The sequence below is a fragment of the uncultured Roseobacter sp. genome (assembly GCF_947501835.1).
GTDB lineage: Bacteria > Pseudomonadota > Alphaproteobacteria > Rhodobacterales > Rhodobacteraceae > Roseobacter.
The window spans coordinates 342,105-366,826 of sequence record NZ_CANMXR010000002.1; the positions used below are offsets into that span (position 1 = coordinate 342,105).

26 protein-coding genes are annotated in these 24,722 nt (G+C 58.1%); 13 read left to right on the top strand and 13 right to left on the bottom strand.

The window, feature by feature from the left end:
- Positions 1-9 precede the first annotated feature (9 nt).
- Positions 10-357, top strand: coding sequence for a DUF2794 domain-containing protein (locus tag Q1A20_RS05540; protein ID WP_299401165.1), 348 nt, complete (start codon positions 10-12; stop codon positions 355-357).
- Between the two features lie 63 nt (positions 358-420).
- Here the strand turns inward: Q1A20_RS05540 and Q1A20_RS05545 are convergent, their stop codons facing one another.
- The 3 genes from Q1A20_RS05545 to Q1A20_RS05555 form a co-directional block, all read right to left on the bottom strand.
- Entirely contained in the window at positions 421-1,218 is a 798-nt protein-coding gene (locus Q1A20_RS05545) for an NlpC/P60 family protein (protein WP_299401161.1), read from the bottom strand.
- Positions 1,215-2,600: a M17 family metallopeptidase gene (locus tag Q1A20_RS05550; RefSeq protein ID WP_299916262.1), complete on the bottom strand. Its 1,386-nt coding sequence runs from the start codon at positions 2,598-2,600 to the stop codon at positions 1,215-1,217. The genes Q1A20_RS05545 and Q1A20_RS05550 overlap by 4 nt, the downstream gene beginning before the upstream one ends.
- A 63-nt stretch (positions 2,601-2,663) precedes the next feature.
- Entirely contained in the window at positions 2,664-3,044 is a 381-nt protein-coding gene (locus Q1A20_RS05555; protein ID WP_299401156.1) for a hypothetical protein, read from the bottom strand.
- A 147-nt stretch (positions 3,045-3,191) separates the two neighbouring features.
- Here Q1A20_RS05555 and Q1A20_RS05560 point away from each other — a divergent pair, with 147 nt between their 5' ends.
- The 5 genes from Q1A20_RS05560 to Q1A20_RS05580 all read left to right on the top strand — a co-directional run bounded on the left by Q1A20_RS05560 (position 3,192) and on the right by Q1A20_RS05580 (position 6,452).
- Positions 3,192-3,842 carry a carbonic anhydrase gene (locus Q1A20_RS05560; RefSeq protein WP_299401153.1) on the top strand — a complete coding sequence of 217 codons (651 nt, stop codon included), beginning with the start codon at positions 3,192-3,194 and terminating at the stop codon, positions 3,840-3,842.
- Between the two features lie 57 nt (positions 3,843-3,899).
- Complete coding sequence (locus Q1A20_RS05565; RefSeq protein ID WP_299401150.1) at positions 3,900-4,877, top strand: sodium-dependent bicarbonate transport family permease; 978 nt, start codon at positions 3,900-3,902, stop codon at positions 4,875-4,877.
- Positions 4,878-4,881: 4 nt separating this feature from the next.
- Positions 4,882-5,193 carry a P-II family nitrogen regulator gene (locus Q1A20_RS05570; RefSeq protein ID WP_298968614.1) on the top strand — a complete coding sequence of 104 codons (312 nt, stop codon included), beginning with the start codon at positions 4,882-4,884 and terminating at the stop codon, positions 5,191-5,193.
- Positions 5,194-5,230: 37 nt separating this feature from the next.
- The gene (locus tag Q1A20_RS05575) at positions 5,231-5,641 is read left to right on the top strand and encodes a hypothetical protein (RefSeq protein WP_299401146.1); all 411 of its coding nucleotides are present in this window, start codon (positions 5,231-5,233) and stop codon (positions 5,639-5,641) included.
- 91 nt (positions 5,642-5,732) lie between these two features.
- A complete protein-coding gene (locus Q1A20_RS05580; protein ID WP_299401143.1) occupies positions 5,733-6,452 on the top strand; it encodes a hypothetical protein in 720 nt (239 codons plus the stop codon).
- A gap of 46 nt (positions 6,453-6,498) precedes the next feature.
- Here Q1A20_RS05580 and Q1A20_RS05585 read toward each other — a convergent pair whose 3' ends face one another.
- A complete protein-coding gene (locus Q1A20_RS05585; RefSeq protein WP_299916265.1) occupies positions 6,499-7,167 on the bottom strand; it encodes a GntR family transcriptional regulator in 669 nt (222 codons plus the stop codon).
- A gap of 316 nt (positions 7,168-7,483) precedes the next feature.
- Here Q1A20_RS05585 and Q1A20_RS05590 point away from each other — a divergent pair, with 316 nt between their 5' ends.
- Together Q1A20_RS05590 and Q1A20_RS05595 are read left to right on the top strand one after the other, a co-directional pair.
- The gene (locus Q1A20_RS05590; RefSeq protein WP_299401138.1) at positions 7,484-8,479 is read left to right on the top strand and encodes a TAXI family TRAP transporter solute-binding subunit; all 996 of its coding nucleotides are present in this window, start codon (positions 7,484-7,486) and stop codon (positions 8,477-8,479) included.
- 71 nt (positions 8,480-8,550) lie between these two features.
- Entirely contained in the window at positions 8,551-9,501 is a 951-nt protein-coding gene (locus Q1A20_RS05595) for an aminotransferase class IV (RefSeq protein WP_299401135.1), read from the top strand.
- Positions 9,502-9,558: 57 nt separating this feature from the next.
- Here the strand turns inward: Q1A20_RS05595 and mnhG are convergent, their stop codons facing one another.
- From mnhG to Q1A20_RS05625, 6 genes are read right to left on the bottom strand one after another with little or no spacing between them, the layout of a single operon-like run.
- Entirely contained in the window at positions 9,559-9,948 is a 390-nt protein-coding gene (mnhG, locus tag Q1A20_RS05600) for a monovalent cation/H(+) antiporter subunit G (RefSeq protein WP_299401132.1), read from the bottom strand.
- A complete protein-coding gene (locus Q1A20_RS05605; protein ID WP_298968599.1) occupies positions 9,945-10,232 on the bottom strand; it encodes a K+/H+ antiporter subunit F in 288 nt (95 codons plus the stop codon). The genes mnhG and Q1A20_RS05605 overlap by 4 nt, the downstream gene beginning before the upstream one ends.
- The gene (locus Q1A20_RS05610; RefSeq protein ID WP_298968598.1) at positions 10,229-10,729 is read right to left on the bottom strand and encodes a Na+/H+ antiporter subunit E; all 501 of its coding nucleotides are present in this window, start codon (positions 10,727-10,729) and stop codon (positions 10,229-10,231) included. The genes Q1A20_RS05605 and Q1A20_RS05610 overlap by 4 nt, the downstream gene beginning before the upstream one ends.
- Before the next feature lies 1 nt (position 10,730).
- Complete coding sequence (locus Q1A20_RS05615) at positions 10,731-12,278, bottom strand: monovalent cation/H+ antiporter subunit D (RefSeq protein WP_299401127.1); 1,548 nt, start codon at positions 12,276-12,278, stop codon at positions 10,731-10,733.
- On the bottom strand, positions 12,275-12,613 hold the full coding sequence (locus Q1A20_RS05620; protein WP_298968594.1) for a Na+/H+ antiporter subunit C: 339 nt from the start codon (positions 12,611-12,613) through the stop codon (positions 12,275-12,277). The genes Q1A20_RS05615 and Q1A20_RS05620 overlap by 4 nt, the downstream gene beginning before the upstream one ends.
- A gap of 1 nt (position 12,614) precedes the next feature.
- On the bottom strand, positions 12,615-15,494 hold the full coding sequence (locus tag Q1A20_RS05625; RefSeq protein WP_299916268.1) for a monovalent cation/H+ antiporter subunit A: 2,880 nt from the start codon (positions 15,492-15,494) through the stop codon (positions 12,615-12,617).
- 770 nt (positions 15,495-16,264) lie between these two features.
- Here Q1A20_RS05625 and Q1A20_RS05630 point away from each other — a divergent pair.
- Positions 16,265-16,642: a hypothetical protein gene (locus Q1A20_RS05630; RefSeq protein WP_299916270.1), complete on the top strand. Its 378-nt coding sequence runs from the start codon at positions 16,265-16,267 to the stop codon at positions 16,640-16,642.
- Between the two features lie 64 nt (positions 16,643-16,706).
- On the opposite strand, the gene pncB is transcribed toward Q1A20_RS05630, so the two are convergent.
- The gene (gene pncB / locus Q1A20_RS05635; protein ID WP_298968588.1) at positions 16,707-17,999 is read right to left on the bottom strand and encodes a nicotinate phosphoribosyltransferase; all 1,293 of its coding nucleotides are present in this window, start codon (positions 17,997-17,999) and stop codon (positions 16,707-16,709) included.
- Entirely contained in the window at positions 17,992-18,600 is a 609-nt protein-coding gene (gene pncA / locus Q1A20_RS05640; RefSeq protein ID WP_298968587.1) for a bifunctional nicotinamidase/pyrazinamidase, read from the bottom strand. Before pncA ends, pncB begins: the two co-directional genes overlap by 8 nt.
- Before the next feature lie 135 nt (positions 18,601-18,735).
- On the opposite strand from pncA, the gene Q1A20_RS05645 reads away from it, so the two are divergent.
- Positions 18,736-19,626, top strand: a complete 891-nt coding sequence (locus Q1A20_RS05645; protein WP_299916272.1) for a rhodanese-related sulfurtransferase — start codon at positions 18,736-18,738, stop codon at positions 19,624-19,626.
- A 2-nt stretch (positions 19,627-19,628) separates the two neighbouring features.
- Here Q1A20_RS05645 and Q1A20_RS05650 read toward each other — a convergent pair whose 3' ends face one another.
- Positions 19,629-20,840 (bottom strand): MFS transporter, encoded by a 1,212-nt coding sequence (locus Q1A20_RS05650; protein ID WP_299401112.1) that lies wholly within the window; start codon positions 20,838-20,840, stop codon positions 19,629-19,631.
- Positions 20,841-20,969: 129 nt separating this feature from the next.
- On the opposite strand from Q1A20_RS05650, the gene Q1A20_RS05655 reads away from it, so the two are divergent.
- From Q1A20_RS05655 to flgK, 3 genes are all read left to right on the top strand, one after another.
- Positions 20,970-21,803 (top strand): flagellar motor protein MotB, encoded by an 834-nt coding sequence (locus Q1A20_RS05655; RefSeq protein WP_299403147.1) that lies wholly within the window; start codon positions 20,970-20,972, stop codon positions 21,801-21,803.
- A gap of 100 nt (positions 21,804-21,903) precedes the next feature.
- Positions 21,904-23,235 (top strand): flagellar hook protein FlgE, encoded by a 1,332-nt coding sequence (locus Q1A20_RS05660; RefSeq protein WP_298968583.1) that lies wholly within the window; start codon positions 21,904-21,906, stop codon positions 23,233-23,235.
- Between the two features lie 41 nt (positions 23,236-23,276).
- The gene (gene flgK / locus Q1A20_RS05665) at positions 23,277-24,722 is read left to right on the top strand and encodes a flagellar hook-associated protein FlgK (protein ID WP_299916274.1); all 1,446 of its coding nucleotides are present in this window, start codon (positions 23,277-23,279) and stop codon (positions 24,720-24,722) included.

The following is a 24,722-nucleotide window of genomic DNA, read 5'->3' on the forward strand; positions in this document are numbered from 1 at the left end:
GTCTTAGGTATGAATTTTCAGGTGCCTCCGCCCAGCAATCTGCATCACCTTCCCAACGAGCAGGTCGCTTTTCACCGCACAGAACTTTCGGTGATCCTCTCAATTTACGGACGATTTGTTGCCGCCGGTGAATGGCGTGACTATGGAATTTCCTGTTTGCGGGATGTCGCTGTGTTCTCCGTTTTCAGGCGCACGGCGGAAAACCCCATGTACAGAATCGAAAAACGACCCAAAATGCGGGACAAACAAGGAATGTATTCGGTTGTGGGGATGGACGGCCAAATTCTTCGCCGCGGCCACGATCTGAAAACAGTATTGCGGGTGCTGGAACGCAAATTGATCCGTGCCGTCGACTAGCCGCTTTCGGCCACAAGCTCGCCTCTGGTGATGTTTAGGGACGTCTCGCTCGGCACTTAGATCCTATCCTGTGGGCAGGACCAGTCGTTTATGCGCCGTGACGGGGCCATCACCCTGTGCTGCGATGCGTGCAATTCCCGTCTTTATGTCTTCCTCGGCAACGGCCATGTGACCCGCGTTTGCATGAAGCATCACTGTTGGGCTGGAGACAAAAGCCACGTGTCCTTTCCAGAACAGCAGATCGCCGCGGATGTAATCTGTCCCTTCTGTCACAAAATCCCCCAGATGATCGAACTGCTGATCGCTGTCGCCGGGGCAAGGCATGTTACACATTAGGCAGGCCGCTTGCACCAATCCCGAACAATCAATCCCCCAGGCGCTATTGCCCCCCCAAAGATAAGGGGTGCCCAGGAACAGGGAGGCGATGGCGACAGGATCAATGGCGAAATCTGAGACACGATGCAGATGTTGACGCGGGATAAACCCAAGCTCTGTTTCGACAAAGGTGGCCGTTTCGGATTGCGCGGTTACTCTGCTGCCCAACGACAGGGCGATCTGATCGGCAGATTTTATGTCGGCGGCTTCATAGGCCTGCGATGAGCGCGCCGTTACAATATGCGTGGCATTTGTTTGTAGTCCGAGCACGTCTGATCTGACGTAGCCGCAATACCCATCTTTTTCGGCTCTCACGAGCTGCCAGTTGCCCGCCTCCTGAAGAACCGTGACATGTTCCCCGTAGATCAACTGGCGGTCGCGTGGTCCGGTCGGCGCGCGGTGCAAATCGGCAATGCTCGATTTGATCTGCATTGGCTTGGACAATTGGACCAGGTCCGGGTCAGGTGTTGTGCGCGGATCACTCATTGCCCAGCCATTTCTTGCAGTGTTTTTAGCAGGGCGCGCGTGGCCTGACCAACACCGCCTTTTGGTCGCGCCGGTGCATCACTGGGTTGCCAGCCGTAGATGTCAAAATGCGCGTAGGTCGATGTGTCAACGAAACGTCGCAAGAAGAGAGCGGCGGTAATGGATCCGGCAAATCCGCCCTTCGGCGCATTGTCCAGATCGGCAATTCCGGGCTCGATCATCACCTCATAAGGGGTATGAAACGGCATGCGCCAAACCGGGTCAGCTTGGGTTTGAGCCGCTGCGTCCAAAAGGTCTGAAAACCGCTCATTATCGCAGTAGTAGGGCGCAAGATCGGTGCCAACCGCGACCCGCGCCGCACCCGTTAATGTTGCCATGGACACGATCAGATCTGGTTCGGTTTCCTGTGCAAAAGCAAGCGCGTCTGCCAGAACCAGTCGCCCTTCGGCATCCGTGTTGTTGATCTCCACGGTCAGACCCTTCCGCGATGTCAGGATGTCGCCGGGACGGAATGCATTGCCTGAAACAGAGTTTTCCACGGCCGGAATCAGCACGCGCAGTTGGATGGCCAGGCCCGTGGACATGATCATATGTGCAAGGCCGAGCACGGCGGCAGCCCCGCCCATATCCTTTTTCATCAAGCCCATCGACGCACCGGGCTTGAGGTTCAGACCACCTGTATCGAAACAAACGCCTTTTCCGACAAGCGTGATCGTTGGACCCGCCTCGCCCCAAGACATGTCGATCAGGCGCGGTGGCTGTTCTGCGGCGCGTCCAACGGTGTGGATCATCGGAAAGTTCTGAGCCAACAGATCATCGCCAGAGATCACACTGATTTGCGCACCATGCTGCTCGGTCAGATCGCGGGCGGCCTGTTCCAGATCGTCCGGCCCCATGTCTGACGCCGGTGTATTAATCAGATTGCGCGTCAGGGCCTCGCCCTGAGCAATGGCCTGCAGCTCTGTCGGATTGATACCATCCGGTGGCGCAAGTCGCGCACCCATCGCTGTTTGCTCGCGGTATCGATCAAACCGATAGCCAGCAAGAAGGCACCCGAGTGCTTCGACTTCCGCCTCTTCGGCGGGCAGCCCGGAGCTGATGGTGTAGATGCCTTTCGGGAGCTTCGAGAACGCGGCGGCCAGATGAAACCGTCCGCGCGCCCGCGTGTCCGGTGCGCCGTAGCCCGCCAGAGCAAAAGCAGGTGCCCCTGTGTGATTGGGAACAATCAATGCCTGACCGATCGCGCCCTTGAACCCATGCGTTGCAACCCACGTCGCGACGTTTTCGGGCTGTTGCGACAGCCAGTCATCCAGTTCAGATTGCGCGATGATGTGGAGGGGCAGGGCCGAATCCGATGGATCGGCAAAGGAGGGCAGGGTCATGCGCTGGGGCCTTTCGGGCGAAGTTATCCCCAGATTAGACTGTCATGCCCTCTGTGCAAGGCTTCAGATTGTGATGTCCTGCAAGTCCCAGATTGCAGTCAGAGATTGCTCGCCGATACGGATCAGACGCGCAAGGGTCGCCGCGATGGCAGGCCCGTCGTCGCTGTCAATTGCGTCGATGACATCGTTGGCTACGCGGGCCAGCACATGCATGCCAATCTGATCTGCAATTGCGATCAGCGATCTAGCGCATTTACGCAGTTCAACCATATTCGTCACTGCGTGCAGGCGGCTGCAATGGGACAGGCGCAACGCCAATTCCTCCATCGCGCGGCACACCACGTCTTCTGCGCCAGCCTCGCCAAGCTCAGCATAAAGCGCTGCAAGTCGATCCTGATCGACATGCACGGTCTCTTTCAGCCTGATCTTCAGGAACTGATCCATTACTCTCACCCTTTTATGCCCCCACGGCACGCGTGAGGTATCGCATGGAAAATCTATCCAAAGTGTTGAGGCGTCGGGCTGTTTTCCCTCGAATTCAATATGAATTGCGTATAATTGCTCTCTACCGCACTGACGAACGGGATGGAAATGAACCAAGTAAAACCGCTTCCAGGCTATCTGGTACAACGCTACCACGGCTGGAAAGCCACGGGCTACGCGGAGAACAAAGCGTGGTACAGACGCCTTGCCAGCGACGGACAGCATCCGCGCGCGATGGTGATCTCTTGCTGCGACAGCCGCGTCCATGTGACCTCGATTTTTGGCGCGGATCAGGGTGAATTTTTCATTCACCGGAACATCGCAAACCTCGTGCCGCCCTATCAACCGGATGGCGATCATCACGGCACATCCGCTGCGGTTGAATATGCGGTGAACATGCTGAATGTTGCGCATTTGATCGTGCTAGGACATTCCAGTTGCGGTGGGATTCAGGGATGTATCGACATGTGCAAAGGTCATGCGCCGGAGCTGGAAGGGCCAAACAGTTTCGTTGGCCGCTGGATGGATATTCTGAAGCCGAAATTCGATCTTGTTGCTGCTGAAAACGATCCGATCACCCAGGCGCAACAGCTTGAAAAACATGCAGTTTTGACCAGTCTGGAAAACCTGCTGACGTTCCCCTTTGTGAAATCCCGGGTAGGTGACGGCCTGTTAACACTACATGGTCTTTGGACGGATATCGGCGAGGGTGGGCTGGAGTATTTCAATCCTGAAAAGCAGGTTTTCCAACCGGTTTAATCTTGATCAATTGAACGAGCGTTTCTATTTGCGTTCGCAACGTTTTGGGAGCGCCCCATGGAACAGATTTTAACGTTGGCCGCGAACAACCTGCTGTCGCCGATCATCCTGTCTTTTGCCCTTGGCGTTGCAGCCTCGCTGGCCCGCTCTGACCTCAGCGTTCCGGAAGCAGCCGCCAAGGCGCTGTCGATCTACCTGCTGTTTGCCATCGGCTTCAAAGGGGGCGTCAGTGTCTCTGCCCATGGCATTGACGCGAAACTGGGGCTGACCCTGTTGGCCGGCGTCATCCTCTCCGCCGCGCTGCCGATGGTCGCGTTCGGGTTGCTCAACGTGATGACCAAGCTCTCGCGGCTGGACGCGGCGGCGGTTGCGGCACACTACGGTTCTATCTCAATTGTAACTTTTGTTGCGGCCACATCCGTCCTGGAAAGCAGTGGCATCGCCGCCGAAGGATATATGGTGGCGGTGGCTGCGGCGATGGAAGCACCGGCGATCCTCTCTGCGCTTTGGTTGATCTCACGTGGGGGCGACGGACGGAGGATGGACAGCGATCTGTGGCGGGAAATTCTGCTTAACGGGTCCATCGTTCTGCTGGTGGGGGCGTTTTTCATTGGCTGGGCGACCGGAGAAGAAGGGCTTGCAGAGATTTCCAGTTTCGTCGTGGCCCCCTTCAAGGGTGTGCTCTGCCTTTTCCTACTGGATATGGGCCTCGTCGCGGGGAGAGGCCTGCGCGGGCGGAGTGGTGCGCTCAGCCCGGGCGTTCTCGCATTTGGTCTCCTGATGCCCGTCGTGGGCAGTATGTTCGGTCTGGGCGCTGGCCTGCTGCTGGGTCTCTCCACCGGGGGTGTTGCGCTGATGATGGTGCTGTCTGCATCGGCCTCCTATATTGCCGTGCCGGCGGCGATGCGCGTCGCCTTGCCCGAAGCCAACCCCTCCATCTACCTCACGCTCTCGCTTGGCGTGACATTTCCATTTAATCTGACACTGGGCATCCCGCTGTACGTTGCGTTTGCCACCGCCCTGACAGGAGCCTGACATCATGCAAACGCATCAAGCCAAACGGGTTGAAATCACCATCGAAGCGATCATGCAATCGCGGTTGTCGGAGGCGTTGATCAAGGCCGGGGTGACCGGATTTACGGTCCTGCCGGTTTTGGGTGGATCAGGTCGGTCCGGCGCCTGGGTCCGGGCAGGCGAGATCGGCCGCGCGAGCGGGATGGTGCAGGTGATTTGCATCGTTCGAGCGGAGAATGTCGACAAGCTGATCGAAGCTGCTTTCAGCGTTGTAGAACGCCACATCGGTGTGGTCAGCATTGTGGACTGCGAAGTGCTCAGAGCGGAGCGGTTTTAAACCTTTTCTTAACCAGAATTAAGGAATCCTCGGCGGTATGAACACCCGGACCGTAACGATTCAATTGCCATCTGATTTGATGCTCGCCGTGCATGACATGGCCACTGAACAGGAAGGGACCGTTGGCAAGATCGTGGAAGACGTTCTTGTCGCTCATGTGGCCGCGCATAAAGGCAACCAGAGAACGCCACAGATCACCGACGAACGCCTGATTTTTGCGCTGCAGAAGTTGCTGTTTCGCGACATGGCGGATGCCACTGACTGGGCTGATCTTGATGAGCGTCTGCGGCGTCATGGCTATTTTCTCAAGATCGCCTGGGGTGGCTTGTCACTGCACACCGAAACCAGCGGTCAAAAGCTCTGCAATACGGCGGATCTGGGGTTTTCCTACGTGACTTTCCTGCGCCGTTTCGGGCCGGGCAAGCCCAAGAACCCACGTGAGGAATGAGTTGTGCCCGGTTCCTTGATGTCTAAACTCATGTGAGACGATAGCCTCTGGCGCGGTTGGCGTTTTCGGGTATCACAAAAAGGACCAGTGCATGAGTGTGGACCATCGGGCCGTTATCGCGGCCTACAATAATGCTGATCTTTATGAGGCGATGTTCTCCGCGCATGGCTTGGCTTATCAGCGTCTGCCTTTTGCGTTTGTGGGGAAGGATCGTCCGCTGCCCTTTTACTCGAATTTGACGGTGCTGTCGCCGGACCACGAGGCTGAAATCATTCAACAAATCAACCATATTGCGGCGCAATTCGAGGGCGTGGTTGGCCTGAAAGACAGTTTTTGCCAGTTGGATTTGGCAGCGCATGGGTTCGACACGTTGTTTGGCGCATCGTGGATCTGGCGGGATGCTGGCGTGCAAACGATGGCCAGTCATTGGCAACCGATTGAAACCCAGGCGGATTTGGCGCTGTGGGAAGAAGGCTGGAAAAGGAACGAGTCAGCCACAGAGCGCCGCATGTTCACGGCAGATCTACTGAACCGAGACGACATGTTCTTTTTTGGTCTGAAAACAGGTGGAGAAATCGAGGCAGGATGCATCGCAAACCGGTCTGAAAATTGCATTGGTCTTTCGAATGTCTTTGCCCGCGCCGCCTCAAGCGCAGCATTTTCGCAGGCAACCGCAGCGGTCGCCGCCATCGCGCCGGATTTGCCGATTGTCGGCTACGAATCCGGGGTGGATTTGGAGCACGCCCGCAGCGCCGGATTCGACACGGTTGGCGATCTGCGCATTCTTGTTGCCAAGAACGCCGCATTTTGATGTCGGGGTGTCCTGCAGGCTGAAGCGTCCTGCGCGTGAGAACAGATCACCAGTGGGTCATTTCCAGCGTTTTCGCCAGACCCTGCTGCATGTGATCGTCGAGATGTGCCAACATGGCTTCCAGATCGTCGCCCTTCGCAAGACGGATGTAGTCGTCGTGCGATTGCCGCAGGGGGCCGCCACGCCCATGAGCCTTTTGGTGCATGGCAAAATAGAACTGCAAATTCGGCTTCAGCCTTTCCCAGCTTTGCAACAGGAGGCCATGCCCCGAAAGCTCATAACACCAACTGTGCAGGTGCAATTCGCTTGAAATGGCACCGTAAGGATCGTTTTCCGAAATCTTGTCGCAGAGGACTTCGTTTCTGAACTCCAACTCTGCCAGATTGACCAGATTTCTCTTGTCCCAGCACATCTGGAACGCGATTTTTTCAAGCCCCGCCCGCAGTGAATAGATTTCGGTGAGATCGACACGGTCGAGTTTGCGCACATAAGTCCCGCGGAAGGGCAGATTCACAAGCAGGCCGACCTCGACCAGGCGGTTCATGGCCTCTCGCAGTGTCGCGCGGCTGATCCCCAGCGACGTGGCAACCGAAGTTTCCAGGACTTTCGAGCCGGGTGCCATATCACCCATCACGATCATCTGTTGCAAGGTATCCAGTGTTCGGTCCTTGAGAGTATCGCTGGGCGGTTTGGCGGCTGTGGTGTCGTTTTTCATCGCTGTTCCAGATTGGGTGGATCATTTCTCCAATAGCATTGCTGCGCCTGTCGGGCGATAGCGCGTTGGAAAATCTGGTGGCAAAGGTTCAGCGGCACCACCGTCGACCGTCACTGAAGTCTTGCCCGTTACTTAGTGATTGTCGACATAACTATAAATTGTCGACAATATGACTCGCGCATTCTACTGTTGCGGATAAGGATTCGCCCGGCTTGCGGCCCCGTCGCAAAAGACACTCTTTGGACATGACTATTCCCTTGGTCAGTTTCGCGCGGGCGGCTCTGTGCAAAAAACTTAGAAAACAAGGAGGTTATTCATGCTCTCAATTCACAACATGATCGGTCACACCCGGCCAGGTCTATCGGCTTTGGCAACCATCGCGGCGCTGGCGGTATCCGGCACCGCCGTGAAGGCCGAAGAATTTCTGACCATCGGCACCGGCGGCGTGACTGGCATTTATTATGCGGTTGGTGGTGGTATCTGCCGGTTGGTCAATAAAGACAGAAAGACCCATGGCATCCGCTGTTCGGTCGAAAGCACGGGCGGATCGGTCTACAACCTGCGGACAATTCGCCAGGGCGAGTTGGAAATGGGGATTGTTCAGTCCGACTGGCAATTCCATTCGATGAACGGCACCAGCCTTTTCGAGGAAGACGGGGCCTACGAAGAACTGCGTTCCTTGTTCTCTCTGCATCCCGACACCGTGATCATCGCCGCGCGCAAAGACACGGGTATCGCATCGATGGATGATCTGGCAGGTAAAACCGTCAATCTCGGCAATCTCGGTTCCGGGACCCGCGGCACCGCCGAGGTTTTGGTGTCCGCGATGGGCTGGGATATGGATCACTTCGGCCTCGTGACCGAATTGAAATCAGCCGAGCAATCCTCCGCACTTTGCGACAATTCGATTGATGCCTTCCTGATGGTTGCGGGCAACCCGGTCGCCAATGTGCTCGAAGCGGCGACAACCTGTGACATCAACATCATCCCGGTGGCGGGGCCGGAAGTGGATGACCTGGTGGATAGCAAATCCTATTACGGCCATGTGACCATCCCCGGTGGGCTTTATCGTGGGGTAGACGCCGATGTGCCCTCCTTCGGGCTGCCGTCGACTTTTGTCACGTCCTCAAAGATTTCCGACGATGTGATCTACGAAATGGTCAAAGCGGTATTTGAGAACTTTGACACGTTCAAAGGCTTCCACCCGGCCTTTGCCAACCTTAAAAAGGAAGAAATGGTGGTAAATGGGCTATCAGCGCCGATGCATCCCGGTGCGGAGAAGTATTTCCGTGAAGCGGGTCTGATCCAATAACACCTTGATCGGGGCGGGGTTCGTCTCCGCCCGATATTCACGTCTGAGAGCACCCGAGGATCTGCCAGCCCATGAACGAACACCCCCAAAGCCATTCAACCCATGATGCCGACGAAGATCTGCGCAACAAGGACATCAAGATATACCTGAACGGCAAGATCGTACCGCGTGAAGAAGCCGTGGTGTCAGTCTACGATTCCGGGTTCATTCTGGGCGATGGCATGTGGGAGGGGCTGCGCCTTTACGATGGTGTCTGGGCCTTTTTTGATGAGCACATGGATCGGCTTTTCAATGCCTGCAAATCGGTGTCGATCGACATCGGCATGAGCAAAGCGGAGGTGCTGGCGGCGCTGAACGCGACCGCGGCGGCCAATGACATGACCACGGATGCGCATTGCCGTTTGATGATTACGCGGGGCAAAAAGGTCAAACCGTTTCAGCATCCGGGGCTCAGCCGGTCCGGCCCGACGATCACCGCGATACTGGAGCACTCCAAGCCAGCGGATAGCCTGCTCACGCGCGGTATCCGACTGGCGACTGTGCCCCAGGTGCGCGGGCTGCCGATGTCTCAGGACGCGAAATACAACAGTCATTCGAAGCTGAACTGCGTTATCGCTTGCTTGCAAGCGGAGCAGGCCGGGGCGGATGAAGCGCTGATGCTGGACCCGCATGGGTTTGTGAATACGACCAACGCCTGCAACTTCTTCATCGTGCGCCGGGGCGAGGTTTGGACCTCGACGGGGGACTATTGCATGAACGGCGTCACCCGGCAGAAGGTGATTGACCTGTGTCGCGAGAACGGCATCCCGGTGCGGGAGAAAAACTACTCCCTCTATGAGGCTTACGGGGCGGAGGAGGCGTTTTTGACGGGCACTTTTGGCGCACAGACGCCGGTGGCGGAGATCGACGGCAAACCCATCGGCGATCATCACGGCGCCGGGCCGATGACCCTGCGCATTCGTGGCCTTTACAAGGATCTTGTGGCCCGCAATGTCGCGGCGCAAAAGGCGCGCACGGCGTAGGCGTCGAATACTCAGGACGCGCGGGCGGCTTGCCGGCCCGTGCAGGTTATGCCCGGCCTACCCCTGTTTCGGCTCCGCGATCTCGCGATCTGCTTCCGGTATGCTGAGCGTGGACCAGGTATCGTCGCGCGGCGGCGTGGGTGGGGTGTCGCAGGCGCGTTTGTGGATGTTCACCTTGGCGATGAAATTTGCGGATATGGGTGCTGTCACAAAGAGAAAGGCCATGATCAGCACTTCGTGCATCGACCCGTCACCAAAGGTGTAGGAATGGATCATCGAGGCCAGCAGCAGGGAGCCGATACCAACAGTGCCGACCTTGGTCGGCGCATGCATCCGGGTCATTGAATCGTTGAACCGCACCAGACCGATGGCCCCGACAAGTGCGAAGCCAGCCCCAACCAAAAGCGCCAGGGTGACAGCGTATATCCCAATAATTTCAGCGGTCATTCGATGATGTCCCCCCGCAAAACGAAGCGCGCATAGGCGACGGTTGAAACGAACCCAAGCATGGCGATGATCATCGACGCCTCGAAATAGACGCGGACGCCCTGCGCAATGCCCAGCAGCACAATCAGCCCGATGGCGTTCACCACCATCGTATCGAGCGCGAGAATGCGGTCTCCGGTGCTTGGCCCAATGATCAGCCGTACCATCGACATCGCCTGCGCGACGGAGACGACCACAAAGGCCAGGATCAGCGCCATATTCATCAGATCGGTTGCAAGGCTCATGCAAAAATCTCCTTCAGGCGGCGCTCGTAGCGGTGTTTGATCTCGTCGCGCACGGCGTCGGCGTCATCGGTATCCAGAACATGGACCAGCAGGCTGTGCCCTTCGTCTGACAGATCCGCAGAGACCGTGCCCGGCGTCAGGGTAATGGTCCCTGCAAGGATTGTGATCGCTTCGGGCTGGCGCAATTCCAGCGGAACGACGATCCACGCCGGGCGCAGCTTTGAATTGGGTCGGGTCAGGACAATCCAGGCCACCTGCACGTTCGCGACCATGATGTCCCAGAGCACCATGAGGGTGTAGGTGATCATCTTACCCATGTGAAAACCCTGTGGCGTGTCGGGCCACCAGATCGAGGTCCCCCAGGGGATGATCACGCCGAGGATGAGGCCAAAGACAATCATGCCTGCAGAGATGTCGTTTTGCAGGACGGTCCAGACAACGGCCAGCAGCAGCGTGACCAAGGGGTGCGGCAAGAGCCAGCGATATGCTTTCATCATGTCAATGTCCCTCCGTCGGTTTGCTGAGCTTGCCCGGTGTCTCCAGAACCGTCGAGATGTAGGGTTCGGGGTTGAACAGTTGTTGCGAGATCGAGGCCATGTAGGCCGTGGCTGGCCCGGCAAAAACGGTATGCGCCACCAGCATGGTCAGCAGGCCGCCGACCGCGCAATAGGACAGCACGGCGGGTGCTGCTGCTGTTTCCACCTCTGCATCTTCGGGTGGTGGCAGGGATTTGGCCTTCCAGAACAGCACGCTGCCCGCGCGTGAAAATCCGACGACGGCAATCAGGCTGGAGATCAGCACAACCGCCCAGATCCACGCCGCGGTGGAGGTCGGGAAGGCCGCATCGAGAATCAGCAGCTTGCCGACAAAACCAGACAAGGGCGGCAGGCCCGCCATGGCGATGGCCGCCACCATAAAGAGCGCGGATGTCAGCGCGGCGCCTGGCAGGGTGGGTTGTGCGGTCAGCTTCAGATCGGCCCGGCCCGTGCCGACCAGATCGACGATCAGGAAGAGCGCGGCGGCTGCGAGCGTGGAATGCACCGTGTAGTAAAGCGCTGCGGTGATGCTGGTCTGGGTGAACATCGAAATTGCCACCATGACCATCCCCATGGATCCGATCACGGCGAAGGCGACCAGACGGTCGAGGTGTTTCGCGGCCAGAATGCCGATCATGCCAATCGCCAGCGATATCATCGCGGCGGGCAGGAGCCATGCGGTTTGCAGCCCGGCGGTCACCTCAAGCTCGGGGTGGAAGATCATCGTATAGACGCGGATGATCGCATAGGCGCCGACCTTGGTCATGATCGCAAAAAGCGCGGCAACCGGGGCGGGTGCTTCGGCGTAGCTCGAGGGCAGCCAGAAGTGCAGCGGGACCACGGCAGCCTTGATGGCAAAGACCAGCAGCAACAAGACCGCCGCCAGCCGGATACCAACCGTTTCGCTGGGATCGACGAGGGCGACGCGCTGGGCGACATCGGCCATATTGAGCGTCCCGGTTTCCGCATAGAGCGCCCCAAGGGCGAAGAGGAAAAGCGTCGACCCCAGCAGGTTGAAGAGCACATATTGCACGCCCGCGCGCAGGCGCGCGTTACCGCCCGCGTGGATCATCAGCCCGTAGGAGGCGATCAGCAGCACTTCGAAAAAGACGAAAAGGTTAAAGAGGTCACCGGTCAGGAAAGCGCCCATGATCCCCATCAGTTGGAACTGGAACAGCGCGTGGAAATGCCGCCCGCGGTCATCCCAGCCCGATCCAATGGCATAGAGCAGGACAAAGAGCGCCAGCACCGCTGTCAGCAGCACCATCAGGGTCGAGAGCCTGTCACCGACCAACACGATGCCGAAAGGCGCCGCCCAATCGCCCAATTGATAGAGGATGATCGTGCCGTCAGAGGCAGTCCAGGCCAGGCCTGCCGCCACGGCGATCAGGGCCATGACACCGGCCACGGAAAACACGCGCTGGATCCCGATGTGATACCGTGCGGCGAGCACGATGAAGGGCGCCAGAATCGCGGGCAGGATAACAGGTGCAATAATCCAATGGGTCACGTGGCATCCTCCGCCGCGGGATCATCCACATGGTCATCGTCCGATCCCAGGAACGCCCCCAGCGCGATCATCACCACAACGGCCGTCATGCCAAAGGAGATCACGATGGCCGTCAGCACCAGCGCCTGGGGTAGCGGATCGGTGTAGCGCTCTGCGCCGTCGATCAGCACTGGGGCCGCGCCAATGGCGAGCCGTCCGGAGGCAAAGAGGAAGACGTTCACCGCATAGGTCAGCAGCGAGATGCCCAGGATGACCGGAAAGGTGCGCAGGCGCAGCACCAGATAGATACCGCCTGCGGTCAGAATGCCGATGCCGGATGCAACGAGAAGCTCCATATCACACGCCCTCCTTGGCCGTTGTGAGTGCGGGGTCGGGGGGATCGCTGCGGGACGGGTCGATGTCCATCGGATGCTCTGTATCAGGTACCTGTGCGCGGCGTGCGAGGCGGGAGAAACTTTCCAAGGACAGCATGACGGCACCGACAACTGCAAGGAAGACGCCCACGTCAAAGAGCGCTGCCGTTGCCAGCTCGAATTTCTCGAAGGGCGGGATGCGGACATAGGTGAAATCGGAGGTCAGGAAGGGCTTGCTCACGAACCACGATCCAATGCCGGTGAACCCGGCAACCAACACGCCAGCGCCGATGACCCCGTGATAGGGATAGCGCAGCCGCGCCGAGGCCCAGTTGAAGCCGCTTGCCATATACTGCATCACCACCCCGATGGAGACGACCAGCCCGGCGATGAAGCCACCGCCCGGCTCGTTATGGCCGCGCAGGAAGATGTAGAAACCCACCATCATCACCACGGGCATCATCACCCGGGTCAGGACCACCATCATCATCGGATGCATGTCACCGGCCCGCGGCTGATCGGGCGTGCGATTGAGCAAGCGCGCACGCACCGGACCAGACAGCAGCGTTTCGGTCAGCGCGTAGATCAGCAGGGCGGCAATGCCCAGCACGATGATCTCGCCAAAGGTGTCAAAGCCCCGGAAGTCGACAAGGATCACGTTCACCACATTGGTGCCGCCGCCGCCTTTGTAGGAGTTGGCGAGGTGGAATTCCGAAATCGGCGCCGTGATCGCGTCGCGCATCAGGAAATGATAGGCCATGATGGTTGTCGCCAGACCGCCCGCAAGGGCAACGGCGCTGTCGCGAAACCGGCGCATGACCGTGCTTTCAATCGGCGTCTGATTGGGCAGGAAGTTCAGCGCCAGCAGCAGCAGGATGATGGTGACCACTTCAACGGTGATCTGCGTCATGGCCAGATCCGGCGCGCTGAAGAAGACAAATCCGATGGAGACCATGAGGCCCGCGATGCCGATCAGGATCAGCGACATCAAGCGGTTGCGGTGCAGGAACACCATGCCGATGGTTGCTGCGACCAGCATGATCCACCCGGCGACAACCACCGGGGTTACCGGCTGCATTGTCCGCGTTGCAGCCCCGACCGTTCCGGTTGTCCAGGCGTAATATCCGGCAATGATCACCGTCATCATCATGATCGCGCCGTAACGGGAAAACGCGCCGTTGTGCATCCCGTGGATGAAACCTTTGGCCCCGCGCACGATGGCTTCGACGAGGCCCTCGAAGATCACTTTTGCTTCGGGCCGTGGTGTGCCGTCCCAGAGGCGCAGCGCGGGATGGTAAACGGCGAGCAAAATCAGACCGCCGACTGTGGCAATGATCGACATGTAGAGGGCCGGGACCAGACCGTGCCAGATCTTGAAATAGGCTTTTGGCACCTCTGCGGTGTCACCCAGCACCGAGGCGGTGACGAGTTTCACGAAGGGTTCCGCCAGGAAGGGTGCGACGCCGATGGTGATGACCAGCACCACCAGAATTGCCGGTGGCAGCCACATGCCCGCACCGGGATCATGTGGCTTGGCCGGGTAGTCGTCCCGCACCTTGCCCAGGAAGGTATGTCCGATCAGGCGGAAGCAGTAGGCTGCGGAAAAGATCGACCCGAATACCGCCAGACCGGGCACAAACCAATGGGAGTTGAAGAGAACAGTGTGGTTGGCTTCTTCCAGCATCATCTCTTTTGACAGGAACCCATTGAGCGGCGGGATCCCCGCCATCGACAGGGCCGCAATACTGGCGATTGTGAAGGTAATCGGCATCAGGTGGCGCAGCCCGCCCAGACGGCGAATGTCCCGGGTGTGGGTTTCGTGATCGACGATCCCGGCGGACATGAAGAGCGCGGCTTTGAAAGTGGCATGGTTGAGGATATGGAACATCGCGGCCATCGCCCCAAAGGCGGTACCGGTGCCCAAGAGCATGGTGATCAGACCGAGATGGCTGACCGTGGAAAAGGCGAGCAACGCTTTAAGGTCATGTTTGAAGAGCGCGATGATCGCCCCCAGCACCATGGTGATCAGCCCGGCGGTGGTCACGATCACAAACCATTCCGGTGTGCCCGACAGCACCGGCCACATGCGCGACATCAGGAAGATACCGGCCTTCACCATGGTGGCGGAGTGCAGGTAGGCGGAAACCGGCGTCGGGGCGGCCATCGCGTGCGGCAGCCAGAAATGGAACGGAAACTGCGCGGATTTGGTAAAGCAGCCCAGAAGGATCAGCAGCAGCGCAGGCAGGTAGAGCGGCGATGCCTGGATAAGATCGCGGTTCTGCAGGATGACGCTGAGGTCATAGCTGCCCACGATCTGACCCAGGATCAGCATGCCACCGATCATCGCCAGACCGCCCATGCCGGTCACGGTCAGCGCCATACGCGCGCCCTGCCGCCCTTCCGGCAGGTGTTTCCAATAGCCGATCAGCAGGAAGGAGGAAAGCGACGTCAGTTCCCAGAAAACCAGCAAAAGCAGGATGTTGTCGCTCAGCACGATCCCGACCATCGCGCCCTGAAAGAGCAGCAGATAGGTGAAGAACTCGCCCATATTGTCGTCGCGCGAGAGGTAGGAGCGCGCATAGGCGATGATCAGCAAGCCGATGCCGAGGATGAGCAGCGCAAAGAAGAACCCCAGACCATCCAGCATCAGCGTAAAGTTAAGACCCAGCGCGGGTATCCAATCCACACGTGCCGTGACCAGATCGCCCGCGATGACGGCGGGCAGGTTCGTCAGGAGCCCGATGAAAGCCGCCAGCGATACAGTGAAAGTGACCCCTGCGCAGGCCTGACGGCCCGCGGAGTTCATCAGACCAGGTAACAATGCGCCAAAGAACGGCAAAGCAACGATTAGGAAGAGGGACACGCGAACTCCTGATCTTTTGGTCTGAAAAGTTCCCCAATAACTGGTTTAGTTTGCGCCTGTTCTCAAGCGAAACCGACAAAAATCGTCACAAAACGCGCGTAATTTCGAAAACGAAAGCGGGTTGTGGCATTCCTGTGGCGGTTCATGCGCACACCGCGTAGGCTCCGTCCCTCTATCCGAAATACCGTGGGCTTGCAGGCCGCTCATCCGAAGGGTTGGAGGTGAGGGCCGCCACAATCTGGTCACAATTCACGACAGATCGACCTGTCAGGACGCTGCGAAACACTCTGGTTTTCGCAGGCGATTCGGGGGTGTCAGACCGGTTTCAATTGCAGATGGAATTCTTCTCGGAAAGCGAGAAAATAGAACTTAATGACTGTTTTTGTTGCTTTAATTAAGCTTTCAATCGATACGGGAACGCGAAAATTAGGGTCCGTCAAACACCCAATCGCACCGGTTTGCCTGCAGTGTTTCCATAACATCGACGGATGCAGGGATTCATTGAATTCGAGCAAAACTGTGGCGTAAATTGGGTGAGGTTGGCGCCAAGGTACTGGCGGCGAGGTCCAACCGTTTTCGACGATCTGGGTGGGGCAATGCTTGGGGAGTTGGTAAATGTACCTCAAAAATTCACTGCGGCACCGCAGTTTTAGGCGGTGCGTGAAAGAGTGCGGCATATTGACCGTCCCCTCGGTTGTTTTGGCGGCAGTTCATTTCGGTGCCAGTCCAATTCTCTTTTTGATCACCTGTTCTGATGGGGGAAGTTTTCTATGACATTACAACTCGCACGATCCGGACGCATTACCGCCCTGTCGCATCGCAATTCCGATCGCATTCTTGTACGCCCGGCACGCCACAGAGCCGATGTGATGTTGCCCGAAGAGGGCACGGTTGCGGCCTATCTGATCGATGCTTTGGGGCAGGGTTCGACATCAGATCAAATCGAATCCGAGACCGGTTGGTCAAAACCCACCGTCTTGATCAACCTCTACCGGGTGGCCAAGAAATCAGGTGTTGGTATTCGTCGGCGCAACGATGTGATGCATTTGTTGCTGCCCAAAGGCGCCGAAAACGTCTATCCGCGCAAACAAGTTACCCGCAAGGCTGATGATCTGACCGGGTGCGCCAGCGCGTCGGTGTCCAAATAGGTGACGCGCCGCGTGCTCGGCTCCGCCACCCCATGACCAAAGGGGTCGGGCGCATGTGTGCTGTTCAGACAATCACCTCTTGTGCTGCCTGCTCGCCCACATGGAAGACGCGCTTGTAGCGTTCAATCTCGGTGACAGGACCCATCGCTTTGTTGGGGTTGTCCGACAGCTTCACCGTCGGCACCCCATTGGCTTCAACGGCCTTGCAGACCAGCGAGAACGGGGCGAGCCGGTCTTCGGGCACGAGGTTCCTGAAATCGTTGGTCAGCAGGGTGCCCCAGCCAAAGGAGACATTCACCCGGCCCGAAAACTTGGTGTGCAGAGACCGTATTTTGTCCACGTCCAGCCCATCGCTAAAAATGATCCGCTTGGTGGCGGGGTCTTCGCCCCGCGCTTTCCACCAGGCGATGGCGGTCTCCGCCGCGGTCGCCGGATCACCGCTATCGACCCGAATGCCGGTCCATCCGGCCAGCCAATCCGGCGCATTGTCGAGGAACCCCTTGGTGCCGAAGGTATCAGGCAGAATGATGCGCAGATTGCCCTCATGCTCATCATGCCAATCGGACAGCACGTCATAAGGGGCCTGCGCCAGTTCCGCGTCGGTTTTGGCCAGCGCGGCATAGACCATCGGCAGCTCATGCGCATTGGTTCCGATGGCCTCCAGCTCGCGGTTCATCGCGATCTTGCAGTTTGAGGTGCCGGTGAACGCAGAGCCCAGGCCTTCCTGCATCGCCTGCACGCACCAGTCCTGCCAGAGGTAGCTGTGTCGCCTGCGCGTCCCGAAATCGGCAATCGACAGGTCCGGAATGTCGCGCATCGCTTCGATCTTTTCCCAGACGCGGGTCATTGCGCGGGCATAAAGCACCTGCAGTTCGAACTTGCCCATCTGGTCCAGAACGGCGCGGCCCCGCAATTCCATCAAGACCGCAAGCGCAGGGATTTCCCACAACATGACCTCAGGCCAGGTGCCTTCGAACGTCAGCTCGTATTGATCGCCTTTGCGTTCCAGGTGATAGGGCGGCAGGCGCAGGTTTTCGAACCATTCCATGAAATCGGGGCGGAACATCTGGCGTTTGCCGTAAAACGTGTTGCCGCGCAGCCAAGTGCTTTCCCCGCGCGACAGGGAGAGGGACCGGATGTGATCCAGCTGCTCGCGCAACTCGCCCTCATCGATCAATTCGGCCAGCGGCACATGTTTGGAGCGGTTGATCAGGCTGAAGGTGACGCGCGTGCCCGGTTTGTTGCGAAACACCGACTGGCACATCAGCAGCTTGTAGAAATCCGTGTCGATCAGCGACCGGACAATCGGATCGATCTTCCATTTGTGGTTCCAGACGCGGGTGGCGATATCAACCATGGTTGGCCTCCAGTGTCACGCCAGCGTCCTGCATGCCCGTGCGGGCCGCCTCCAGCGATCCGTTCAAATCGATGGCGCGGCACAGGTCTTCGCGCACGCGCACTTTGAAGCCTAGCTTTGCCGCGTCAACAGCGGAAAAATTCACGCAGAAATCCAGCGCCAGCCCCACCATGAGCAATTCATCGATGCCGCGGGTGCGCAAATACCCCTCAAGACCGGTCGGAGTAGTATGATCGTTTTCGAAGAATGCGGAGTAGCTGTCGATCTGTGGATTGTATCCTTTGCGAATGATCAGATCCGCCCGGTCCACATGCAGTTCCGGATGGAATTGCGCACCGAGACTGCCCTGAATGCAGTGGTCGGGCCAGAGCACCTGAGGGCCGTAGGGCATGTCTATCATGTCATAGGGCGCCTTGCCGTCATGAGAGGACGCGAAAGAGGAATGCCCGGCAGGATGCCAGTCCTGCGTCAGGATCACCGCCTCCGCCTCCGCGATCAGGGCGTTGATCGGGGCAACGATGGCGTCGCCCTCGGGCACGGCCAGCGCCCCGCCGGGGCAGAAATCCGTTTGCAGATCAATCACGATCAGAGCCTGCGTCATGCGCATCCCTCCATTGTTCATCCTGTGGGTAAGGTGCGTCGCGGGGTGCGTCAATGGCATCTGCATATGGCGCGCCCGATGGGCGGCTCACATACGCTCTTGCCAGCGGCGCAGGCGCGTCATATCTGACCGCCCATGTACACCATCGCTGCGCTCTATCACTTCACCCGTTTTGACGACCCGGATGCTCTCCGGCCTGATCTGCTGGCGCTTTGTAATGCCCAGGGTGTGCAGGGTACCTTGTTGCTGGCAAAAGAGGGCGTGAATGGCACCATAGCCGGAACGCGTCAGGGGATTGATGCGGTTCTCGCGCATCTGCGCGCCTTGCCCGGGTGCAGTGATCTGGAATGGAAAGAGGCGACCAGCGATCACGCGCCATTTGGCAAGATGAAGGTCCGCCTCAAACGTGAAATCGTGACCATGGGGCAGCCGGACGTCGACCCGCGCGCCCGCGTCGGGCATTACGTTGATCCGCAGGATTGGAACGCGCTGATCTCAGCGCCGGATGTCGCCGTGATCGATACGCGCAACGATTATGAAGTGGCGATTGGTACCTTTGACGGTGCCATCGACCCCAAGACAGAGAGCTTTGGCGATTTTCCGGCGTGGTGGGAGGCCAACAAGGAGCGCTTTCACAACAAGAAAATCGCGATGTTCTGCACCGGTGGCATTCGGTGTGAAAAATCAACCAATTACCTGTTGGGGCATGGGGTTGATGAGGTCTACCACCTCAAGGGCGGCATTCTGAAGTACCTCGAAGAGGTGCCGGAGGAGGAGACCAGATGGAACGGGTCCTGTTTTGTCTTTGACAATCGGGTCAGTGTCGAACACGGGCTGCGCGAAGGACCGCATGCGCTTTGCCACGGGTGCCGACGCCCGATCCTGCCCGAAGACGTGAAACGCCCGGAATACGAGCCCGGCGTCAGTTGTCACCAATGCGTGCATGAGACCTCGGACGCGGATAAGGCCCGGTTCCGCGAGCGTCAAAAGCAAATGATGCTGGCACGGGCGCGCAGCACCTCCTGAGATCAGGCAGGCACGGCAGAGGGCGTTCTGGGTCGGCTGCGCATGAGCAGCCAGATCATGATCGCAATGTTGAGGCCGTTCCAGAGGATGCCATTGATGAAGGCCAGTTGGTACGATCCGCTGACGTCGTAAATCCAGCCGGACATCCAGCCGCCCAGTGCCATGCCGAGGATTGTCGCCATCATCACGAAACCGACCCGCGCGCCCGCCTCGCGTGCGGGCATGTATTCGCGTACGATCAAGGCATAGCTGGGTACGATACCACCTTGGCTGAGACCAAAGATCAGGCTGACGATGTAGAGCGATACCAATCCGCCTGACGGCAGGTATAAAAACAGCGCCAGACATTGCAGCGCTGAGCCGATCAGCAGGGTTTTCACGCCGCCAAGCTTGTCCGCGACGAGCCCCGACACGATGCGCGAACCGACACCGCCCAAAAGCATCAGCGCCAGCATCTCTGCTCCGACGGCGGGCCCGTAGCCGAGGTCAACGCAATAGGACACGATATGCACCTGCGGCATCGACATCGCCACGCAGCATCCGATCCCGGCAAGGCCCAGCAGATATTGCAAGGCCCGCGCCGAAAGCCCTGATGAAAGCGCGTTTTTCATGGATTGCGCTTGTGCCGCGACCTGCACATCTGTGGGCAGGGGTCTGCGGAGGGCAAATGACAGGGGGATCACACTCGCGAGGGTCACAACGGCCATGAATAGATACACGGCGCGCCAGCCTGCCGCTTCGAGCATGCCGGCCAGGACCATCGGCCAGATTGCGCCCGACAGATAGTTGCCACTGGCGACAAGAGCGACTGCAATGCCCCGGCGCCGCACGAACCAATGAGAAATATCCGCGATCAGCGGGCCAAACCCCACGGCTGACGCAAAACCCACCAGCAATTGGGCCAGCGACAGGACGGCGATGGATTGGCTGAGCGTCGCCAGACCAAACCCAAGGGCGACGCCCAATGCGGCCCCGATCAGGGAGACTGTGACGCCAAAACGATCCACTGCCTTGCCGATCACGAAATTACCGACTGCAAAGCCGATCATCGTCAATGTATAGGGCATCGACGCCTCGGCACGGCCTGCACCGAACTCGGCCTCTACCGCGGGCATGATGACAATGATCGCCCACATGCCGACATTGACGATCATCGCGATCACCAGTGTCAGGACCAGCCTGATCCAGGAATAGCTGCTGTCAGTGATCGGCATCCACGCCCCCTTGCCCCGTATCTGCGCGCAACTCGTGATCCGACGCAAGGAAACAATCCATCCGTTAAGGGTGTGGAAAGACATCCTGAGGTATCCCTGTCTTCGGGTGAATATGAGAGTGGTGACGATATGGGCGCGCAGAGCAATCTGGCACCGATCATCATCAAGAGAAAAAAGATTGTCGCGGGGGGTCACCATGGTGGCGCCTGGAAGGTCGCTTATGCGGACTTCGTGACTGCGATGATGGCTTTTTTCATGATGATGTGGCTGTTGAACGCAACGACCGAGCAACAACGTCAGGGGTTGGCCGATTACTTTTCGCCGACCATTCCGATCAACCGTATTTCGGGGGGCGGTGACGGCTCGTTTGGGGGCGACAGTATTTTTTCGGAAGAAACCTTGCCACAAAACGGGCTGGGCGCATCGACACAGCATGCGACACGCAAAGACAAGGCGTCGGGCGAATCCGGTGTGAGCGAGGAGGGTGGCGAGCGCAACCGGTCCGATGGCGAGCTGGAAGCTGTTGTTGCGGAGCTCACTGCCCGTGGTGGCGAGAGTGCTGTCATGGAGAACGCGCTGAAACATGTGGTGACCCGCATTACCGACGAAGGCCTGGTGATCGAGCTCTTTGCTTTGGATGGGGTGCCATTGTTTGTTGAAGGCACAGATCAGCCAACGCCCTTGATGGAATCGCTGGTCGATCTTGTGGCGAGTGTTGGTCAGAGTGTCACGAATGATGTGGCAATCGGCGGGCACGTGCGTGCGGGACCCATCGTTTTGGCGGAAAATCCAGTGTGGGACAATTCATTTGCGCGTGCGTCACGGACCCGAATGATGCTGCAATCCGGTGGATTGAGTGCGGCGCGGATGCACAGGGTCACGGGCCATGCCGACCGGGAACCGGTGCACCGAAATCCGATGGCCACACGAAACGACAGAGTTGAAATTGTGTTTCTGCGCTAAATTATGGCCTAAATAGGGCGCATTTTATATGTTAGCGCGGTGTTAAGCCCGGGCGTCTATCTGAGTGGTCAATGGATTATCACTTCAGAAAGGCGTGCCCATGTCAATTTCATCTTCGCTGAATGCAGGTGTTGCAGGACTACAAACAAATGCTCAGCGTTTGGCGTCCATTTCGGACAACATCGCGAACTCCTCAACATATGGCTACAAGCGAGTGGAAACGGATTTTGAGTCCATGGTGTTGTCCCCGGGCGGCGGCTCCTATGTTGCCGGTGGTGTGCGCGCCAGTACGCAGCGGTTGATCGATCAGCGTGGGACGCTGATTTCGACATCCAACTCAACCGATCTCGCAGTTCGAGGGGCGGGGATGCTGCCGGTCGCGCAGTCAGCGCAGGTGCAGACTGCGGGTGCGGATGCGCCAATGTTTTTGACGACGACAGGCTCCTTCCGAACAGATGCTGAGGGATATCTGACATCGCAATCCGGCCTTGTGCTTATGGGATGGCCCGCAGCGGCGGATGGATCGATCCCAAACTATCCGCGTGATACGGCGGATGGTCTTGAGCCGGTGCGCATTAACACCAGCCAGTTGGCGGGCAATCCAACACTGTCGATGAGCCTGGGTGTAAACCTGCCTGCAACGGAGACCGAGTTTGGCGCTGCTGCGCTGACGGAACAGCTTTCTGTTGAGTACTTTGACAATCTTGGCACTTCGCAAAGCATCAATATATCTTTCGAGCCGACGGCCCCGGCCCTGGCAGGTGACCCAGCGACAAATGAGTGGACGATGACCATGACGGATTCCGCTCAAGGCGGTGACCAGATCGGGCGATACACCTTGACCTTCACTGACGCGCGCACAGGTGGCGGGACGCTTGCGACCGTGACCCCGATCGCCATGACGGCTCCTGTCGGACCCAGCCCCGCCTATGACGCGGCGACAGGTCAGATATCGGTAACGGTTGCTGCGGGCCCCATCGACATCGACATTGGTACAATTGGCGACACCGAAGGGTTGTCGCAGCTTTCCTATAACTTTGCACCGGTTTCGGTAACGAAGGACGGCTCCGCCATCGGTAACTTCGTTGGTCTGGACGTCGACGCAAATGGGTTTGTGCGCGCGAGCTTTGATACGGGTGAAATTCGGACGATTTACCAAGTTCCCCTGATCAATGTGGCCAATCCAAACGGGCTGCAGGCCTTTGATAGCCAGACATATCTGCCATCCCGGCAAAGTGGGTCGTTTTTCCTGTGGGATGCTGGCGACGGACCGACCGGTGACATCGTGTCCTTTGCCCGCGAAGAATCCACAACGGATGTGGCGGGTGAATTGACCGATATGATCAAGACGCAGCGGGCGTACTCCTCCAATGCAAAGGTCATCCAGACCGTGGATGAAATGTTGCAGGAAACAACAAACATCAAGCGTTGATTCTGACGCGTTTGCAGTGAACAGAAAAAAGAGGGCCTGATATGACGATTTCCTCAGCGCTATCAAATGCGATGACTGGATTGCGTGCTGCCGGACGCAATTCTCAGACAATTTCGGCCAACATCGCGAATGCGATGACGCCCGGCTATGGCGTGCGCTCTGTCGCGCTGTCATCCGCGCAAATTGGCGGTGTCAGCATCGATGGCATTACCCGGAACGTCAACCCGGCCCTTTTGGGTGACCGCGGTCTCGCCGAGTCCGCGTTCAACAACGCAAGTGATCGGACAAACTTTCTGATCAATTATGAGAACGCTTTGGGTACTCCGGATGACCCCAATTCCTTGTCGGCACGTATTGCGGAATTCGAAACCAGTCTGATTACCGCAACCAGCCGCCCGGATGCACCGGAGAGGCTGGAAGGCGCGGTAAACTCAGCGCGCGATCTTGCGTCTTTGATCACGTCCGCGTCCAAGAATATTCAGGAAGCGCGCAGCGAAGCCGACCGAAATATCGACTTTCAGGTAAATCAGCTTAACTCAGCACTATCCGGGGTCAAGGAACTCAACCTTCAGATTACAAAGACGCTCGCTGTTGGGGGTGATACCTCCGCGCTGCAAGACAATCGTCAGGCGTTGGTAGATGAGATCAGTACCATTGTGTCTGTGCGCCAAATTCCAAGAGAGAATGGCCAGATCGCTCTTTACTCAACGGGCGGTGCTATTTTGATCGATGGTGGCGTCGCCGAAATCGAGTTTTCCGCCGTCAATCAAGTGACGCCCTACATGACGCAAGCTGGCGGCATGCTCTCTGGACTGACAATAAATGGCTATCCCGTGCCAACTGACAGCACGCGCGGTGCGCTAGGTGGCGGCTCGCTCGGGGCGCAGTTTGAAATCAGAGATGAACTTGGCGTGGACGCGCAGACACAGCTTGACGCTTTCGCGCGCGACCTTGTCGAGAGGTTCCAGGATCCGGCGGTTGATCCGTCGCTGGCAATTGGAGATCCGGGGTTCTTCACAGATACCGGGATCGCTTTTGATCCTTTGAATGAGGTCGGTCTGTCGGAGAGGCTCACGGTGAATGCTGCCGTGGACGAACGGCAGGGCGGCGAAGCCTGGCGTTTGCGAGACGGTATCAATGCGGTCGTTCAGGGCGATGTCGGCGACTCGCGGCTTCTGCAGTCCCTTTCAACCACCTTGAGCACGAAAAGAACGCCCGCAAGCGGCAATTTTGCCAGTGGCGCATTTTCCGCCATTAACCTTGCGGCAACACTTACCTCTCAACTTGGTGCGGACCGGGCGCAAGCAGAACAAAGCCTGACCTTCTCCTCAACACAGTTGAACGAGTTGACGCAATTGGTTTTGGCAGAAGGCGTCGATACGGATCAAGAGCTTCAACGCTTGCTTCTGGTTGAACAGACCTACGCAGCAAATGCTCGCATGATCGAGGCGGCAGACGAAATGATGCAAACAATCTTGAGGCTATAA

What these genes read in the sequence shown, in the direction of transcription:
- Q1A20_RS05560 (WP_299401153.1), top strand. Translation starts at nt 3,192, where the DNA reads ATGAACCAAGTAAAACCGCTTCCAGGCTATCTGGTACAACGCTACCAC.
- Q1A20_RS05585 (WP_299916265.1), bottom strand. Translation starts at nt 7,167, where the DNA reads ATGAAAAACGACACCACAGCCGCCAAACCGCCCAGCGATACTCTCAAG.
- pncA (WP_298968587.1), bottom strand. Translation starts at nt 18,600, where the DNA reads ATGACGCAGGCTCTGATCGTGATTGATCTGCAAACGGATTTCTGCCCC.
- Q1A20_RS05630 (WP_299916270.1), top strand. Translation starts at nt 16,265, where the DNA reads ATGACATTACAACTCGCACGATCCGGACGCATTACCGCCCTGTCGCAT.
- Q1A20_RS05660 (WP_298968583.1), top strand. Translation starts at nt 21,904, where the DNA reads ATGTCAATTTCATCTTCGCTGAATGCAGGTGTTGCAGGACTACAAACA.
- Q1A20_RS05565 (WP_299401150.1), top strand. Translation starts at nt 3,900, where the DNA reads ATGGAACAGATTTTAACGTTGGCCGCGAACAACCTGCTGTCGCCGATC.
- Q1A20_RS05605 (WP_298968599.1), bottom strand. Translation starts at nt 10,232, where the DNA reads ATGAGCCTTGCAACCGATCTGATGAATATGGCGCTGATCCTGGCCTTT.
- Q1A20_RS05570 (WP_298968614.1), top strand. Translation starts at nt 4,882, where the DNA reads ATGCAAACGCATCAAGCCAAACGGGTTGAAATCACCATCGAAGCGATC.
- Q1A20_RS05650 (WP_299401112.1), bottom strand. Translation starts at nt 20,840, where the DNA reads ATGCCGATCACTGACAGCAGCTATTCCTGGATCAGGCTGGTCCTGACA.
- Q1A20_RS05545 (WP_299401161.1), bottom strand. Translation starts at nt 1,218, where the DNA reads ATGAGTGATCCGCGCACAACACCTGACCCGGACCTGGTCCAATTGTCC.
- Q1A20_RS05540 (WP_299401165.1), top strand. Translation starts at nt 10, where the DNA reads ATGAATTTTCAGGTGCCTCCGCCCAGCAATCTGCATCACCTTCCCAAC.
- Q1A20_RS05620 (WP_298968594.1), bottom strand. Translation starts at nt 12,613, where the DNA reads ATGGAGCTTCTCGTTGCATCCGGCATCGGCATTCTGACCGCAGGCGGT.
- Q1A20_RS05655 (WP_299403147.1), top strand. Translation starts at nt 20,970, where the DNA reads ATGGGCGCGCAGAGCAATCTGGCACCGATCATCATCAAGAGAAAAAAG.
- Q1A20_RS05590 (WP_299401138.1), top strand. Translation starts at nt 7,484, where the DNA reads ATGCTCTCAATTCACAACATGATCGGTCACACCCGGCCAGGTCTATCG.
- Q1A20_RS05575 (WP_299401146.1), top strand. Translation starts at nt 5,231, where the DNA reads ATGAACACCCGGACCGTAACGATTCAATTGCCATCTGATTTGATGCTC.
- flgK (WP_299916274.1), top strand. Translation starts at nt 23,277, where the DNA reads ATGACGATTTCCTCAGCGCTATCAAATGCGATGACTGGATTGCGTGCT.
- mnhG (WP_299401132.1), bottom strand. Translation starts at nt 9,948, where the DNA reads ATGACCGCTGAAATTATTGGGATATACGCTGTCACCCTGGCGCTTTTG.
- Q1A20_RS05595 (WP_299401135.1), top strand. Translation starts at nt 8,551, where the DNA reads ATGAACGAACACCCCCAAAGCCATTCAACCCATGATGCCGACGAAGAT.
- pncB (WP_298968588.1), bottom strand. Translation starts at nt 17,999, where the DNA reads ATGGTTGATATCGCCACCCGCGTCTGGAACCACAAATGGAAGATCGAT.
- Q1A20_RS05645 (WP_299916272.1), top strand. Translation starts at nt 18,736, where the DNA reads ATGTACACCATCGCTGCGCTCTATCACTTCACCCGTTTTGACGACCCG.
- Q1A20_RS05610 (WP_298968598.1), bottom strand. Translation starts at nt 10,729, where the DNA reads ATGATGAAAGCATATCGCTGGCTCTTGCCGCACCCCTTGGTCACGCTG.
- Q1A20_RS05555 (WP_299401156.1), bottom strand. Translation starts at nt 3,044, where the DNA reads ATGGATCAGTTCCTGAAGATCAGGCTGAAAGAGACCGTGCATGTCGAT.
- Q1A20_RS05580 (WP_299401143.1), top strand. Translation starts at nt 5,733, where the DNA reads ATGAGTGTGGACCATCGGGCCGTTATCGCGGCCTACAATAATGCTGAT.
- Q1A20_RS05550 (WP_299916262.1), bottom strand. Translation starts at nt 2,600, where the DNA reads ATGACCCTGCCCTCCTTTGCCGATCCATCGGATTCGGCCCTGCCCCTC.